Source organism: Chryseobacterium aurantiacum, from assembly GCF_003020585.1.
Lineage (GTDB): Bacteria > Bacteroidota > Bacteroidia > Flavobacteriales > Weeksellaceae > Chryseobacterium > Chryseobacterium aurantiacum.
This window is the reverse complement of the sequence record NZ_PXUE01000002.1, coordinates 702255-719349: the sequence shown is the minus strand read 5'-3', so window position 1 is coordinate 719349 and position 17095 is coordinate 702255. Positions and strand designations below refer to the sequence as shown.

The window sequence follows — 17095 nt, the reverse complement described above, 5'->3', positions numbered from 1 at the left end:
ACAGTGTATTTAGACTCATTCTAAACTATAACCTAATATAATTCATAGGTTGAAATTCATAACTAATGGTTAATTTTGTAGGATGGAATTTTAATTATGTTAAATTTTCCCACCTTATAAAATTTTATTTTTCAAAATGAACTCTTTAATAGATAAGTATAATATTCCTGGACCGCGTTACACTTCTTATCCTACCGTTCCATATTGGGATGAATCTACATTTTCTCCGGAAAAATGGAAAGAAACCGTAATCAGGTCTTTTGATGAAACCAATGCAGAGGAGGGGATTTCTATTTATATCCATTTACCTTTCTGCGAGGCATTGTGTACATTTTGTGCATGTCATAAGCGTATAACGAAACAGCACAGTGTTGAAGTTCCTTATTTGGAAAGCGTATTAAAGGAATGGAAGCTTTATCTTGATCTTTTCAAAGAAAGACCAAAGCTGAAAGAATTGCACCTGGGTGGAGGTACGCCTACATTTTTCTCTCCGGAAAACTTAAAAACACTCCTGGAAGGAATTTTTTCGACCGTAGATATTGCAGAACATCCAGAGTTTTCATTTGAAGGGCACCCTAATAACACTACTAGAGAACATCTTCAGACTTTATATGACCTTGGCTTTAGAAGAGTAAGCTTTGGAGTACAGGATTATGATCCTAAAGTACAAAAAGCGATTAACAGAATTCAGCCTTTTGAAAATGTGAAAAATGTAACAGAGTGGGCTAAGGAAATTGGGTACAGAGGAATTAGCCATGACTTGGTTTTTGGTCTTCCTCACCAAACTTGGGAAGCAATGGAACACACAATTAGAAAAACAATGGAATTGAAGCCGGATAGACTGGCATTTTATTCCTATGCACACGTTCCGTGGGTAAAAGGTGTGGGGCAGAGAGGATTTGATGAAAATGACCTGCCGAGTGGTGAAGAGAAGCGCCGCTTGTATGAAGATGGGAAAAAATTACTTCAGGATCTGGGATATATTGAAGTCGGAATGGATCATTTCTCTTTGGAACATGATGACTTGTACCAGTCTTTGATTCATAAAAAACTTCACAGAAATTTTATGGGATATACATCAAGCAACACCCAATTGATGGTAGGGCTTGGAATGTCAGCTATTTCAGATTCCTGGTATGCATTTGCCCAAAATGTGAAAACAGTGGAAGACTATCAGAAAATGGTAGAAGAGGGAGAGATTCCTGTGGTGAAAGGACATGTCCTGAATGAAGAAGATTTAACGGTAAGAAGACACATTCTGAATCTGATGTGTCAGCTGGAAACCACTTTTAGCACCCATAATTCTTTCCCTGAGCTGGAAAATGCACTGGAAATGTTGGAAGAAATGGAAAATGACGGATTGGTTGAGATTAACGGCCACGAAATTAAAATTACCGAAGCTGGTAGAGCATTCACCCGAAATGTAGCAATGGTATTTGACCTTAGGATGATGAGAAATAAACCCGAAACAAGGATTTTCTCAATGACAATATAAAAAAAAGCGGTTCAGTCTTGAACCGCTTTTTTATTTCACTTAAATTTTTAGTTTAGACATTCAGTGCTCAAATGATGTATTGAATACAATACACTTCTGTATAAAAAATAGAACTTACTCAATAACAAGTTTTTGGCTAAAAGATTTTAATTTTCCAGATTTTAGATTGATAAAATAGACCCCGGTTGGGATTTTGGAGATATCTATTCTTTGCCCCTCCGTAACTACGCCTGTTTCCAATACTTTTCGCCCATCTGTACTGATGATTTCTGCGGTTACCTTTTTATCTTTAATTCCATTAATAAAAACCTCTTTTGAAGCAGGATTAGGATAAATCTTTATAGTCCCTAAATGATTGTTCTCCTGTGTACCCAAGGTTCCGGTTGTGATTTTAAATATCTTTCCGCTATTAACGGCTGCCACATAAAGTTCTTTTTGTGAGTTCTGCCCAAAAGTTGAAAAATTATTTCCACTGTAGGGGGTAGTCCATGTGATGGAATTATCAGTGTTCAGAATTCCAATCTGGGTAGAACAATAGTCTGCAAAGAAATATTTTCCCTGAAGTGATGGATACTGAGAACCTCTGTAAACATACCCTCCCGTAATAGAACATTTTCCTCCTGAATGATCATACACTGCAATAGGAAAGGTCATGGACGACGCACTGGGACATCCTACGGTTGTATTGTAAGGTGTGTTACCTTCATAGCAGCGCCAGCCATAATTAAGCCCGGCTTGCGCTATAGGCATTTTATTGATTTCCTCAATTGCACCTTGCCCTACATCGGCAATCCATGCATTTCCCGTAGTGAGATCAAAGGAAAACTTCCATGCATTTCTTAGTCCATAAGCCCATACTTCATCTGCACCGTCTACTGTGCTTCCTGCAAAAGGGTTGTCTGCGGGAATGTTATAGGGGCCGGTAGCGTCTACATCCACTCTCAACATCTTTCCCAGAAGCTCATTTTTATTTTGAGCATTGTTGTTTGGGTCTCCGCCACTTCCTCCATCGCCGGTGATGATCCACAGCTTTCCGTCAGGAGCAAAATGAATACTTCCACCGTTGTGATTATTGAATGGTTTTGGAATATTCATTAAAATCTTTTCAGAATTGGGATCAGCCACGTTAGGATCGGAAGTGCTTACTTTGTATCTAGCTACTACAATATTTCCTGCTGTGTTGTTATAATACACAAAAAAATACCCATTGGTGAGGTATTGTGGATGAAATGCGAGTCCAAGAAGTCCTCTTTCTCCTCCATAGAGGATTTTTGTTGAAATATTCAGGAAATTAGTTGTATTAATGGCTCCGTTGGGTTGAAGAATCTTTATAATTCCGTCTTGTTGTACAACAAACAATCTGCTGTCGTTGGCATTCGTAATCTCTACGGGACTGGTAAGTCCAGTGGCAAATTCTTCCAAATTAATGCTTTGAGAATTAACAATTAAGGAAGAAAAAATACTGATGATAAAAAAATGTTTTTTCATAATATTTTGATAGTTAGTGCGTTGAAATAGGAATGAAAATTTTGTACCAATTAATTTTTGAAAACTTCACTATGATACGCTGAAAAAATTGTTAAATCTTAAATGTAAATCAGAATGCTGATATATCTGAAAATAAACCATTTCTGTTGTTAAAAATTCATAAAATACAAGAAAATCATTATATTTGCCGACTTAATTTAACGTAGTTATAACAAAATGCAAGGAAAAGGACTTATTACAATTGTTGCTATTGTCCTGGGGTTGATTTGCTTAAACGAGCTAATACCAACCTGGTACGCCAGCAAAATTGAATCGCAGATCGAAGCTGCGAAAGGAAACGAGAAAGAGATCAAACGAATCAAGGAGGATACTCTTAATCTTGGGTATACAAAGCTTTATTATTCAAAAGCTAAAGACAAGGAAATGAAACTTGGTCTTGACTTAAAAGGAGGGATCAACGTTCTATTGGAAATCAACCAGAGAGATTTGGTTAATGATTTAACCAATTATTCAACAAATCCTGTTCTTATTGATGCTTTGAACAAGACTGATGAAGCTCAGAAAAACTCAACAAAATCTTACATCGACAACTTCTTTGAACAGTTCGATGCGGTTAACAAAGCAAAAGGAACCAACCTTAAGCTTGCTGATCCGGAACTTTTCGGAAACACAAACTTATCTGAAATCAAGTACAATACCACTGATGAGCAGGTAAAAAGTATTGTGAAAAGAAGAATTGATCTTTCTGTAGGAACAGCTTTCGAGGTAATCAGAACGAGAATTGATAAGCTTGGAGCAATCCAGCCAAACGTTCAGAGAGTACCTGGTACAGCTAGAATTTCTGTAGAAATGCCTGGTATGAAAGATATCGATAAGGTAAAGAAAATGCTTCAGACTTCTGCAAAGCTTCAGTTCTGGGAAGTACAACAGGTTCCTGAAATTGCACCTTATTTCCAAACATTAACCACTATGGTTGCTGCAAAAGGAGATTCTATGGGAGTTGCAAAAAATGTGAACTTCATCAACCTTTTACAGCTTGACAAATTAAGAACAAACGGTGTTGCTAACGTAAAATTATCTGATACTGCTGTTGTAAATAAAATTTTAAACAGCAAGGTAGGTTTGGCTTTACGTCCTGCAAACATTAAATATACTCAGTTTATGTGGGGGTACAAACCTGAGGCTACAAGTCCTGATGATTTGGTATTGTATGCAATCAGAAGTAACATCAACCAAAAAGCTCCGGTAGACGGTGCTGTAGAAACAGCTAGCATCAGCTACGATGAACTTGGAAGAGTAGTAGTAGACATGCAGATGGATTCTAAAGGTGCTAAAGACTGGAAAACTTTAACTGAGAAAAACGTAGGGAAGCCAGTTGCTGTTACACTTGATAACAGAGTATATACTGCACCAAACGTTGTAAATGCTATTCCTAACGGTAGAACTCAAATCTCTGGTAACTTCTCTCAGGAGGAAGCTAAGGAATTGGTTGACGTTTTAGGAGCAGGTAAATTACCTGCAGGTGCAAAAGTAGTACAGGCAACTCAGGTAGGTCCGTCTCTTGGACAGGAATCTATCAACGCAGGTATGATCTCATTTGCAATCGCATTCTTGATTATTATTGTTTATATCATTTTCTATTACGGTGGTGCCGGTGTGTACGCTGTAATTGCAATGGTAATCAACTTATTCTATATTTTCGGAATTATGGATTCCGGTGACTTTACGTTAACACTTCCTGGTATCGCAGGTATCGTATTGACGATGGCGATGGCGGTAGATACAAACGTAATTATCTACGAAAGAACGAAAGAAGAATTATTTGCCGGTAAGAGTATTCTTGAAGCTTATAAAGACGGTTTCAAACACGCATTAAGTGCAATTATCGATGGTCACTCAACTACTTTATTAACGGCAGTTGTATTGTTCTTCTTCGGAACAGGACCTATCAAAGGATTTGCTTTGACATTGATGATTGGTATCGTTATGACATTGTTTACTTCTGTATTGCTTTCAAGAGTAATGATCTTTAGTAGATTAAATAAAGGTAAACATCTTTCTGTATGGACTCCACCTACGAAAAACCTATTCAGAAATACTTGGATTGACTTTATCGGTAAGAGAAAATATGCTTATATCGTTTCTGCTGTACTAACAGTGATCTGTGTATTCTCAATGGTGACTCACGGATTCAAATATGGTATTGACTTTACAGGAGGTAGAAACTATGTGGTAAGATTTGATAAAGAAGTTAATGCTAATGATGTTGAAGAAAAATTAGTAAAACTATTCAAAACTGAAGACGGTAAAAACTCTTCTGTAGAAGCTAAAACTTTTGGAAATGCCAATCAGTTGAAAATCTCTACAGATTACCTAATCGAAGATGAGTCTTTAAAAGCTGACCAGACGATTGAGCAGAAATTGTATGAAGGGTTAAAAGGAGATCTTCCTGCTAACATTACATTACACGATTTCAAATCTGCAGATAAAGATCACGCAGGTATCATTTCTTCTGAAAAAGTAGGTCCTACAGTGGCAGACGATATTCAGACACATGGTATTCTTGCTGTAGTGGCTGCTTTAGGAGGTATTTTCTTATACATCTTATTCAGATTTAGAAAGTGGCAGTTCTCTTTAGGTGCTGTTGCTGCTCTATTCCACGATGCGGTTATTATTTTAGGAACGTATTCATTACTTCACAAATATATGCCGTTCAACATGGAGATCAACCAGGATTTCATCGCTGCGATCCTTACAGTATTAGGGTATTCAATTAACGATACGGTAATTATCTTCGACAGAATTAGAGAATATCTAAGAGAGAAGAAATCATTAACATTGGCAGGATTATTTGATGACTCTATCTCAAGTACATTGGGTAGAACTTTCAACACATCATTTACTACAATCTTGGTAATCCTTGCGATTTTCATCTTTGGAGGTGATAACCTTAGAGGATTTATGTTTGCAATGCTAATTGGTATTGGATTCGGTACTTACTCATCTATCTTTATTGCATCGGCAATTGCTTATGACTTCCTTAAGAAAGGAAAAGAAGATGAAGTACATGGAAAAACTACTTCAGATAAAGAAGTACTTGCTTCAAAGTAAAACAAACTACAATAAATTAGTAAAAGCCTTTCGAAAGAAAGGCTTTTTTATTATTTGGATTTAAGACTTGTTCAAGTGTTTTGGTTTTGTATATACCATTGAAATAAATTGTTTTTTTAATAGTATTCTGTTACTCAATATTATGCTTGTTTAATATAATGAAATTTAGAACCATTATTTTTAAGATTTGATTAATTTTGCACCATCATGGAAAATTCAAAGAAAAAAGCGGCCATAGGCTTTATATTTATAACCCTACTGATTGATATTACGGGATGGGGAATCATTATCCCCGTTGTTCCTAAATTGATTGAAGAATTGATTCATGCAGATATCAGTGAAGCGGCAAAGTATGGAGGCTGGCTAGGTTTTGCCTATGCCTTTACGCAGTTTATATTTTCTCCTCTTGTAGGAAACTTAAGTGATAAATACGGACGAAGACCTGTTATTTTGATTTCACTTTTCGGATTTGCAGTAGATTATATTTTCCTGGCATTGGCACCCACAATCTGGTGGCTGTTTTTGGGAAGAGTTATTGCAGGAATTACAGGAGCCAGTGTAACCACGGCAAGTGCTTATATTGCGGATATTTCTACGGATGAAGATCGAGCAAAAAACTTTGGTCTGATTGGGGCAGCATTTGGCCTGGGATTTATTATAGGACCTGTTTTAGGAGGTGTTCTGGGACATTATGGGGCTAGAGTTCCTTTCTATGCAGCAGCAGGTTTATGTTTGCTTAACTTCCTTTACGGATACTTCATTCTTCCGGAAAGTTTAGATAAAGATAAAAGAAGAGAGTTTAACTGGAAGCGTGCCAACCCTGTAGGGTCCTTTAAATTTTTAGGAAAGCACCCTGAAATTTCAGGACTTATTGCAGCGTTAATATTAATCTATATTGCAGGACATGCGGTACAGAGTAACTGGAGCTTCTTTACCATGTATAAATTTGGCTGGACGGAAAGGATGGTCGGAATTTCTTTAGGAGTTGTAGGACTATTGGTTGGTCTGGTGCAAGGGCTTTTAATTAGATGGACAACTCCAAGACTGGGTGAGCAGAAGAGTATTTATTACGGACTTGCACTGTATGCGCTAGGGCTTTTATTATTTGCATTTGCTTCTGAAGGATGGATGATGTTTGCCTTTTTGGTGCCTTATTGTTTAGGAGGAATCTGTGGTCCGGCTTTACAGTCTGTTATTACGAAGAGTGTTCCTTCCAATGAGCAGGGAGAGCTTCAGGGAGCATTGACTAGTTTAATGAGTGCAACCTCCATTATCGGGCCTCCCATGATGACCAATTTATTCTACTTTTTCACGCATGATGAAGCACCATTTAAGTTTTCAGGAGCGCCTTTCTTCCTTGCATTTATTTTAATGGCAATCAGCGTTGTAATTACCTATTCTGCTTTTAAGAAAAAAGGGAAAATTTAGACCATTGCATTTACAAGGTAAAGAATAAGTAAGAGTTAATAGCATACTGTTTTGAATTTAAAAGCAGATTAGAGAATCATTACTCTACATTGTAAAAGATAAAGGGAAGCCTCTAGAGGCTTCCCTTACTGTTTGAAAAATTTTATATTCTATGAAAATTATGGATATAAAGATTTTACACCATTATTCACAACATTGCTTCCCAATCCAGAGAATGAAACAGAGAAGTTACTGGCATTAAAGCTTAAAGAACCTGTAGGGGTGCAAAGTCCTAATGCATATCGGCACTGCCCATAGGCTCCTGTATTTTTTGTAATCTTACTCTCACTTTTTGCTTTCCCCAAGCTGATATAAGCCCAGTCATTTACATCAGTATTGGATACTGTTGATCCCGTATAATAAACAGTAATCTGATATCCTGCCTCACCTCTTTTAGATCCCCAAAGCCAGTTTGCAGTCCACCATTGTTTATACCATTTGGAAGCAACCCTTGCAGATTCATTGCCGGTAGAACTTTCACTGGTTCCTCTTGTATCCATCATAACCAGACCACCCAAGATATTATCCCAGACAATCCCCGAATCATTATAAAAACAAAGCGTTGTAAACTTTCCGTTTTTGCCGGTCCAGATGATTTCCATTGCATTGATGCCTGTTTTTATTTCTTCAGTAACCATTTCCTTTAAACCGCTTTGAGCAGTAGTAAAGTCATCCCCGGTATAAAGATCTCCAATTCTTCCCATCTTGACAGAAGACGGATTCAGAACATTTCCTAGAGCAATAAACTGGTCCTGGTCAGAAATCAGATTTTGAGAAATCTCAATACCTTTTTGAGTAGAAATCTTTCCAATTACATTTGTTCCTGTAATCTGTAAATCACTTTTCAAATACTTTTCAAGACTCCTTTGGGATTCGTTTAGCTGTGACTGTACAATTTCCGGAACTGCTTGTGAAATAGATGTTGTTTCCTTTTTTAGATCAGCAATGGTCATTTTTGCCTGAATCGTTTCCTGTTTGGAAATTTCATTGTTCTCATCACGACAACTGGAGAGTGTAAATACCGATAATACGGCCAGAATTTTAAAACTGATAATTAATTTTTTCATAATAAATATTTGTTTGATTGTGTGTAGTAAATATAATGAAATATTGTTTAATTCTCAATGATTTGAATTAATTATTTGTTAATTGATAGATTTGAAGTAAGAAATGAAGATTTGTAAAAATTTAAATCCCGTTGTTTTTTTGGTGAATATCTACTTTCAAATCTGGTCTTTAAAACCTGAATTTTGACTATTATCCATAAAATCTTAAAATTTGTTTAAATTTTTAGTTTACTATAAATAAATGTATAATCTTTTGTAATTTTACACCATGGAATTAAGCATTGGAGAAATGGCATTGATTGCAGTGGCAATCGTTGTATTATTCGGTCCGGATAAATTGCCCCAGATTGCACGTGACTTAGGTGCAGGCATTAGAAAAATGCGTGGAGCAGTGGAAGATATCAAGACCGAGATCATGAAAGAAACAGATAATCCTGTTTCTGAGATCAAACGTGAAATTGAAAAAGTGAAAGACGCTGCCAAGGATTTCAATCCAATGAAAGATATTGAAAAAGATATCCTTACAGAACCTGCTTCCACAAATAATGAACCTCCAAAACCAAAGCCTGCCGATGATGAAACCTACGAAGGGCCTGTAAGCAGATAATGTATGGAGGAAATCATTCAGGAAGACAAACAGGTATTTTTATACCTCAATAATTTAGGAGACCCTGCCTTTGACCAGTTTTGGATGCTGATATCCAGTACATGGATCTGGGTCCCTCTTTATATTATATTCCTTTATTTTTTATACAAAAATTATAAACTAAAATCCTTAGTTTTTATTCTTATATTTTTAGCACTTGGAGCAACGGTTTCGGATCAGTTGGCAAGTGTTTTCAAATATGGTGTGGCAAGGTTAAGACCCTGTCATGATCCTACATTGGAACATTACATGAGAATTGTAAAATGTGGCGGACAGTTTGGATTCTATTCCGCTCATGCCTCCAATACGTTCTTTCTTGCGTCTTTTTTAAGTATCTTACTGAAAAATAAGCTTAAATGGTTTCCATATGCTATATTTGTGTGGGCTATAGTGGTTTCCTACAGCCGAATATATTTAGGAGTGCATTTTCCAATTGATATTTTGGTGGGGGTGTTTGTTGGATCTTTATTGGGAGTGATATTTGGTGCACTCGCCAAAAAAGTGATCAACAAACAAAATATAACTTCATGAAAAAAAAATTATTACTCTTAGCATCCATCAGTTTTTTTTCGTTGAACATCTACGGTCAGGATAAAAAAATGGCCGAGGAGTGTTTTAAAAAAGCAGACTATAAATGTGCTGAAGAACAGTACTCTCAACTGGCGGAAAAAGAACAGATCCAGAAATTTAAGTCAGAATATTACAATTACCTGGGAACAGCTCAAAGAAGGCTTGGAAAAACTGATCTTGCTTTTAAATCATATGAAAAGGCATTAAAGACGGATCCTAGGTCAGCTTTCATATATGTAAATCTAGCCTCATTACACAGCCAGAAAGGAAACAAGGCAAAAGCATTAGAGTACATAGAAAACGGACTTAAGCTAGATGCTGAAAACCCTGATTTCTACCTGATGCGTTCTAAGATCTATGATAGCCAGGGTAAAAAAGAACTGGCAATGAAAGATCTGAATCAGATATTGAGCTTTGCACCGGATAACATTTTTGCAAAAACAGGATTAGCCAATTTGAAAAAAAATAATGATGATCTTGAGGGAGCTTTAAAAGATTACAACAAACTTATTGCCGAAAAACCGGAATCATTGTTGTATAATGGAAGAGCAGATGTTTACTTAAAAATGAAGAAAACTAAAGAAGCTTTTGCAGATGTTTCTAAAGCTATTTCCATTGATCCTAAATTTGCACAATCCTTTGTAACAAAGGCTATGATTTTATTTGAAATGGCTAAACCCAAAGAAGCCTGTGATAATCTTAACAAAGCTGTAGGATTAGGCTATGAAAAGGCTATTTTAGCAGAATACTACGCTAAATGTGCTAAGAAATAGTATTCAATTTTCTTTCTAAATATAGTACCAGTATCGAAATCATTTACTGGAAAATAATAAGTATAAATCATAAATAAAAAACAGCTAAATACAGCAAAAGCTTTGTTTTAGCTGTTTTTTAAATTCATATAAAAAGTATACATGTTAAATATTGTTCTTGTAGAACCTGAAATACCTAATAATACAGGAAATATCGGACGTCTGTGTGTGGGGACGGAGTCTAAGTTACATTTAGTTCATCCTTTCGGATTTGTAATTAATGACAAAAACCTGAAAAGATCAGGATTGGATTATTGGGTACACCTTGACGTTTCTGAATATGCAAATGTAGAAGAATGGGTGAAAAGTATCCCGGATCCGTCACGCGTTTTCTTAATGAGTTCACATGCAGAAAAATCATACCTGGAAAATGATTTTCAGGACGGGGATTGGCTGGTTTTCGGAAAAGAAAGTGTAGGGTTGAGTAAGGAAGTTCTGGATCAGTTTGAAAATCATTTAACCATTCCCATGTCAAAGCTAATTCGAAGCTTTAATATTGCCAATTCTGTTGCCTTTGTAGTAGGAGAGGCTAAAAGGCAGATCGGATTAAAAATATAGCCTATTACTTACAGTACTTTTTAAAGGGTCTGATATGTAGAAAATAAGAATCGATTTTAAAATGAATTTCCTTTAATCATTATGATAAGGCTTTCCTTGTAAGATCTGATCAGCACGATAAAGCTGTTCTACAATAAATAATCTAATCATTTGATGGGTAAATGTCATTTTGGATAATGACATTTTTTCGTTGGCTCTGTTATACATGTCTTCTGAAAAACCATAGGCACCTCCAATCAATATGTGAACTTTTTTCACAGAAGAATTCATCCAGGTATCAATTTTTTGGGAAAATTCGCGGCTTGTAAACTGTTTTCCTTTTTCATCAAGAATTACAACAAGATCGTTTTTATCAATGTGATTAAGAAATAGCTTCGCCTCTTCTTTTTTAAGCAGATCAGGAGACAGGTTTTTTGCATTTTTCACATCCGGAATCTCGGTAATTTCGAAATTCCAGTGCTTAGGAAGACGGTTAAGGTAGTAATTGATTAAAGAAGTAATCTCCTTATCGTCTGTTTTTCCGATACAAAGTAAACTGATTCGCATTGATAAAATTTTCAGTCGGCAAAGATAGTGATTTTTTAACGGTTAAAATTTCTTATATCTAGCTCAGCAGGGTTAGATATAAGTATATCGGGGTATGATTTGCGCGGCTCAGCTTAATTTTGATTATTTTAATGGTTTGCCTTTAACGTAAAAAGGATCTTATTGATAAGTGAGAAAATATCAGAATTTTTGTTAATCTTGTTCGTCAGTCTCCATTCTATATAATCTTCAGTGAGAAACAGGAAAGGGAAAATGTTTATATTTGTAATAGAGATAGAGAAAATATCATTAAAAAAGGCTCCTCTGATTGGAGTTATTAGATATTAATCTTATGGCTAATGACGAAACTACAGCAATAGATGAGTGTAACAGTTCCCAAATTTATCCTGAAAATTCAGGAGTTTTTTGATGACATACATATTCCTGTTTTGGGAATATCGCTTTGGCAGATGTTCCAGATCTATATCTCCGGAATTTTTAAAGGAAAGATAGGGCGAAAGGCTGCTGCCATTTCCTGGAGTTTTACCATTAGTTTATTTCCGTTTATTCTGTTTTTGCTTTCTGTATTGCCCTATATGCCGCATTACGACAAATTACAGTTTTATATTTTTGATGTTTTAATGCATAACGTATTCCCGTCCAATATGGAGGGAGATGTGAGAGGCTATATAGAAACGAATATCATTCCTAATATGAAAGGAATCAGTAATCTTACTATTGTCTTGGCGCTTATATTTGCAACGAACGGTACTTTTTCTCTTATCAATGGATTTAACGAGAATACAGAAGAAAAACTGAGTGATGTAAAGGAATTTATTCTCTCATTTTTCATCACAATAGGCTTTATTACTATTGTGTTTTTAGCACTTTTCGGGGTTTATTATGTAGAGGTTGTAATGAAGCTGTTTACGCCTTCCTATGACGTTTCATGGCTCGTAGATAACCTTTCCAGTATCATTGGTTTTGTTTCCTTTCCTTTGTTTTATTTCATTCTTCTGACTCTTTTTTATTGGCTGGGAACCGTGAAAATTACCAGATTCAGACAGGCCATTCCGGGAGCAGTCCTTACAACGATATTGTTTGTGGTTACAACGTATATCTTTGCTATTTATGTAAAAGATATTGCACGATATAACGTTCTTTACGGCTCCATAGGAAGTATGATTCTTCTGATGGTTTGGGTGAATGTGAACGTATATCTCCTGTTATTCGGAAATGAACTGAATATGGCCATCAGAAAGCTAAGAATCGAAAAATTGTTGTCTGACGAGATTCAAAAAGAAACCGTTCACTACCATTCTCAGGTTACAGAACCCAACTTTGACAGTAATGAAGAACATCAGAGAAAGCTGGGTGATCTGAAAAAAGACTAATCTTCTTCCGGTACTGTATTTCCTCTGGAGCTTAAACTTAAGATCGTAAATCCTAATATTGCTGCAACAAATGAAGCAATCAGAATGGCAAACTTGGCTTCGTCCTGAATAATAATTTCACCTTTAAAGGATAGTAAAGCGATAAAAATGGACATGGTAAAGCCAATTCCGGCAAGTAAACCTACTCCAATCATTTGAAGCCAGTTACTGTTTTGAGGTAAAGAACTAAGCTTTAATTTGATGGCTATTAAGGAGAATAAGTTAATTCCAATCAGTTTTCCAATAATTAATCCGAAAATAATACCTAATCCTAGTGTGCTTGTAACACCTGCAACCATTTCGTTTGAAAAAGTAATATTGGTATTTGTTAAAGCAAAAATCGGCATAATCAGAAAACTTACGGGAATATGAAGCTTATGTTCCAGTTTTTCCAATGGTGAAATTTCCACATGGGAAGCGTTGGTAGGAATTGAAAAGGCTAATAAAACGCCTGCTATGGTTGCATGTATTCCGGAATGATGCAGGAAATACCACAAAAAGATCCCCGGAATAATGTAGAATATTATTTTGGTAACTTTTAAAAAGTTTAAAATAAACAGAAGAGCAGTCACGCCTAAAGAGAGCAGAAGATAGCTCCAATGGATCTGTTCAGTATAAAAAATAGCAATTACAAGTATGGCTCCAAGGTCATCTACAATGGCTAATGCTGCCAAGAATATTTTGATTGAATTGGGAATCTTTTTACCCAACATCGAAATAATCGCCAAAGAAAAAGCAATATCCGTTGCCATTGGAATTCCCCAACCATTACTATATTCAGTTCCAGCGTTGAATAGGGTGTAAATAACAGCCGGAACAAGCATTCCGCCCACGGCTGCAAAAATAGGAAGAGATGCATTTTTAAAAGATGAAAGTTCACCTTCTACCAGTTCTCTTTTTATTTCAAGACCTACCAAAAGGAAGAAAATCGCCATAAGACCGTCATTGATCCAAATGCTGACAGGATATTCCAGTTGGAATAGGTGAGTACCCACTTCCTTGTCCAAAAACTGCTGAAAACTCTCTGCAGCAGATGAATTGGCAATAAGTAATGAGATAAGCACACAGAAAATAAGAATAATTCCTGAAGCCTGACTGTTGTTGAAAAATTTTTTAAAATAAAGTGATAAATTCATATTTACGATTGTAGTCGTCTCACTCTCGAGACTCCATTAATATTTTTGAGCTTTTTGAAAGTTTCTTCCAATTGCCCCTTGTTTTTGACTTCGAGATTGATGTTTCCCATGAAGACTCCGTTATTGGACTCAATAGACATGCTCTTCATATCCATTCCCATGCTTCCGCTGATAACAGTAGTAATATCATTAATCATACCCATTCTGTCAAGGCCTTCAATTTCAATTTTCACTCTGTTCTTGAAGCTTTCTGCATTTACCCATTTGGCAGGAATAACACGGTAGTCATACTGCGCCCTTAGATTAATGGCATTTGGGCAACTGTCACTATGGACCTTGATTCCGTCAGAAATAGTGATGAATCCAAAGATTTTATCTCCCGGAATTACTGTACAGCATTTTGCATAGCTGTAGTTCAGTTTTTCCTCATCCTTTCCGAAGACAATCATGTCCAGGTTTTGCTCCTTAGGTTCCTCAAAGCGAAGATTTTTTGTAGGAGACTTTCTGAATCTTGAAAGTAGATTGTTGAATACGTTCTTGCTTTCAATATATTTTCTTAAACTGCTTGCATCCAGCTCGTTGGTCTGAAATTTAAGAAACAGTTCCTGTGAAGATTTTAAATTAAAGAATTTCTGAAGCTTATTAACTTCTTCATCATTGAAGTTGATTTTCGCATGGCGAAGCTTTCTTTGTAAAGTTTCCTTGCCTTCTTCTACCAACTGGTTTTTCTGGGAATTCAGATAACTTTTAATCTTAGATTTAGCCTTTGAGGTGACTACAAATTCCAGCCAGTCAGATTTAGGTTTCTGATTCTGTGAAGAAAGAATGTCTACCTGGTCTCCATTTTGAAGAATATAGGAGATGGGAACCAGTTTTCCATTAATCTTAGCACCCAGACATTTCATTCCCAAATCAGAGTGAACGGAAAAGGCAAAATCCAGGGCTGTTGCATTGGTTGGTAAAATTTTAATTTCTCCTTTTGGTGTAAATACAAATACCTCTTTTGAGTAAAGATTAAGTTTGATATTATCCAAAAGCTCGGAGGTAGAAAGATTCTGTTGCTGCTCAAGAACTTCACGAATTTCTGTTACCCATTTTTCAAAATTTCTGTCATCAGAGCTTTGCTTATAGCCTTCCTTGTATTTGTAGTGGGCTGCCACTCCTTTTTCAGCAATCTCATCCATACGCTCTGAACGAATCTGTACTTCAATCCACTTTCTATCGGGGCCTAAAACGGTTAAGTGTAAGCTTTCATATCCTGTAGAACGAGGCTGTGTGATCCAGTCACGCATCCTGGACGGATTACTGTGGTAAACATCTGTAACAATGGAGTAGATTTTCCATGCAAGAAACTTTTCATTCTTAGCATCAGACTTATAAATAATTCGGATGGCATAATTATCAAACACTTCCTCAAAGGAAACTCCCTGTTTCAGCATTTTTCTGTAAATGGAGGAAATAGCCTTTGCACGACCTTTTATTTTAAAGTTTAAACCTTCTTCACGAAGTCTTTCAGAAGCCTCTTTTTTGAATTCTTCAATATATCTTTCGCGGCTTTCCTTGGCAAGTTCTAATTTCTCTGTGATCTCATTATAGACCTCAGGGTTATTGTATTTTAAGGAAAGATCTTCTAACTCAGATTTGATGTTATATAGCCCAAGACGGTGTGCCATGGGAGCATAGATGTACACTGTTTCCGAAGCAATTTTTTTCTGCTTATCGGGAGCCATGCTTTCCAGCGTTCTCATATTGTGAAGACGGTCTGCAATTTTGATAAGAATTACCCTGAAATCCTCAGATAGAGTCAGTAGCAGCTTTCTGTAGTTTTCTGACTGTACAGAAATATTCTGATGATTCATGATGGAGATCTTCGTCAACCCATTCACGATATTGGCAATCTTTTCTCCAAAGATCTTTTTAATATCTTCATAAGTGTAGTCAGAATCTTCAATCACATCATGCAAAAGTGCACAGGCAATGGAAGTAGCCCCCAAACCAATCTCTGTCGCTACAATTTTGGCTACAGCGATAGGGTGGTAGATGTAAGGTTCGCCAGATTTTCTCCTTTGATCTTTGTGGGCATCCAATGCAATATCGAATGCCTTTCGGATGAGTTTGTTATTTTCCTCATCCAAAGTTCTGTATGTGTTAGAAATCAGGTCCTTATATCTGGCAAGGATCTCCTTATTCTCTTGTTCTAGATCGTAACTCATTTGTGTAGATGCCTATATTTAGACGAAAATACGAAAATTTTTAGTTTTTTCAAACATAAAAATCCGCAGTTTGTACTACGGATTCTCGGTTACTAGATTTTATATCGATTAGAATTTTACTTCTGAATTCATCCCGTCACTTGACGTTTTGATTTTAATATCAGGGCTATTGTGAATTTCAGCCCTATTTCTTGCATCAATATATTTTTTAATAGTTTCATAATTAGCCTGATCAATGCTCATATTTTCAAACAAATAAGTTTTTATGACCTTGTTTTGCGAGAAAATACTCCGGGCAATGTCCAGCTGCTCATTATCCTTTACTGCAACGCTGGCTAGGTATTGGATATTACTTGTTTCACTATTAAGATATATGATGTAATCTGAATTTTGAAATTCGGAGTCCTCCAGATCGCTTTCAAGCTTCTTGTAATCGCTATGGTGCTCAAATAGCCCAGCTAATATATTTGACATAATTAATGGGTTTTAAAGTTCTGATTAAAGTTAGTGAAAAAAAATCTATATTTTTATTATAAAACCAATAAAATTTATCTATTAATATTCTATCTATATA

14 protein-coding genes are annotated in these 17095 nt (G+C 36.1%); 8 read left to right on the top strand and 6 right to left on the bottom strand.

Going from position 1 to position 17095, the window contains the following annotated elements:
- Nucleotides 1-136 precede the first annotated feature (136 nt).
- On the top strand, nucleotides 137-1495 hold the full coding sequence (hemN, locus tag C7D53_RS09680; protein WP_106916199.1) for an oxygen-independent coproporphyrinogen III oxidase: 1359 nt from the start codon (nucleotides 137-139) through the stop codon (nucleotides 1493-1495).
- Nucleotides 1496-1609: 114 nt separating this feature from the next.
- On the opposite strand, the gene C7D53_RS09675 is transcribed toward hemN, so the two are convergent.
- On the bottom strand, nucleotides 1610-2983 hold the full coding sequence (locus C7D53_RS09675; RefSeq protein ID WP_106916198.1) for a PQQ-dependent sugar dehydrogenase: 1374 nt from the start codon (nucleotides 2981-2983) through the stop codon (nucleotides 1610-1612).
- Nucleotides 2984-3199: 216 nt separating this feature from the next.
- Between C7D53_RS09675 and secD the strand changes: the two genes are divergently transcribed.
- Nucleotides 3200-6094, top strand: a complete 2895-nt coding sequence (gene secD, locus C7D53_RS09670; protein WP_106916196.1) for a protein translocase subunit SecD — start codon at nucleotides 3200-3202, stop codon at nucleotides 6092-6094.
- A gap of 207 nt (nucleotides 6095-6301) precedes the next feature.
- Nucleotides 6302-7522, top strand: coding sequence for a TCR/Tet family MFS transporter (locus C7D53_RS09665; protein WP_106916194.1), 1221 nt, complete (start codon nucleotides 6302-6304; stop codon nucleotides 7520-7522).
- 158 nt (nucleotides 7523-7680) lie between these two features.
- Here C7D53_RS09665 and C7D53_RS09660 read toward each other — a convergent pair whose 3' ends face one another.
- Nucleotides 7681-8628, bottom strand: coding sequence for a hypothetical protein (locus C7D53_RS09660; RefSeq protein WP_106916192.1), 948 nt, complete (start codon nucleotides 8626-8628; stop codon nucleotides 7681-7683).
- A 268-nt stretch (nucleotides 8629-8896) separates the two neighbouring features.
- On the opposite strand from C7D53_RS09660, the gene C7D53_RS09655 reads away from it, so the two are divergent.
- The 4 genes from C7D53_RS09655 to C7D53_RS09640 all read left to right on the top strand — a co-directional run bounded on the left by C7D53_RS09655 (nucleotide 8897) and on the right by C7D53_RS09640 (nucleotide 11214).
- A complete protein-coding gene (locus tag C7D53_RS09655; RefSeq protein WP_106916190.1) occupies nucleotides 8897-9235 on the top strand; it encodes a Sec-independent protein translocase subunit TatA/TatB in 339 nt (112 codons plus the stop codon).
- 3 nt (nucleotides 9236-9238) lie between these two features.
- Nucleotides 9239-9805 carry a phosphatase PAP2 family protein gene (locus C7D53_RS09650; RefSeq protein WP_106916188.1) on the top strand — a complete coding sequence of 189 codons (567 nt, stop codon included), beginning with the start codon at nucleotides 9239-9241 and terminating at the stop codon, nucleotides 9803-9805.
- Nucleotides 9802-10617 (top strand): tetratricopeptide repeat protein, encoded by an 816-nt coding sequence (locus C7D53_RS09645; RefSeq protein ID WP_106916186.1) that lies wholly within the window; start codon nucleotides 9802-9804, stop codon nucleotides 10615-10617. Before C7D53_RS09650 ends, C7D53_RS09645 begins: the two co-directional genes overlap by 4 nt.
- A 141-nt stretch (nucleotides 10618-10758) precedes the next feature.
- A complete protein-coding gene (locus tag C7D53_RS09640; RefSeq protein WP_106916184.1) occupies nucleotides 10759-11214 on the top strand; it encodes a tRNA (cytidine(34)-2'-O)-methyltransferase in 456 nt (151 codons plus the stop codon).
- Nucleotides 11215-11286: 72 nt separating this feature from the next.
- Here the strand turns inward: C7D53_RS09640 and C7D53_RS09635 are convergent, their stop codons facing one another.
- Nucleotides 11287-11760 (bottom strand): 23S rRNA (pseudouridine(1915)-N(3))-methyltransferase RlmH, encoded by a 474-nt coding sequence (locus C7D53_RS09635; RefSeq protein ID WP_106916182.1) that lies wholly within the window; start codon nucleotides 11758-11760, stop codon nucleotides 11287-11289.
- A 359-nt stretch (nucleotides 11761-12119) separates the two neighbouring features.
- Here C7D53_RS09635 and C7D53_RS09630 point away from each other — a divergent pair, with 359 nt between their 5' ends.
- On the top strand, nucleotides 12120-13133 hold the full coding sequence (locus C7D53_RS09630; RefSeq protein ID WP_106916180.1) for a YihY/virulence factor BrkB family protein: 1014 nt from the start codon (nucleotides 12120-12122) through the stop codon (nucleotides 13131-13133).
- Here the strand turns inward: C7D53_RS09630 and nhaA are convergent.
- From nhaA to C7D53_RS09615, 3 genes are all read right to left on the bottom strand, one after another.
- The gene (gene nhaA, locus C7D53_RS09625; RefSeq protein ID WP_106916179.1) at nucleotides 13130-14308 is read right to left on the bottom strand and encodes a Na+/H+ antiporter NhaA; all 1179 of its coding nucleotides are present in this window, start codon (nucleotides 14306-14308) and stop codon (nucleotides 13130-13132) included. The two genes, C7D53_RS09630 and nhaA, sit on opposite strands and share 4 nt — an antisense overlap.
- A gap of 2 nt (nucleotides 14309-14310) precedes the next feature.
- Nucleotides 14311-16521 carry a RelA/SpoT family protein gene (locus tag C7D53_RS09620; protein WP_106916177.1) on the bottom strand — a complete coding sequence of 737 codons (2211 nt, stop codon included), beginning with the start codon at nucleotides 16519-16521 and terminating at the stop codon, nucleotides 14311-14313.
- 108 nt (nucleotides 16522-16629) lie between these two features.
- Complete coding sequence (locus C7D53_RS09615; protein ID WP_106916175.1) at nucleotides 16630-16995, bottom strand: hypothetical protein; 366 nt, start codon at nucleotides 16993-16995, stop codon at nucleotides 16630-16632.
- Between the last annotated feature and the right edge of the window lie 100 nt (nucleotides 16996-17095).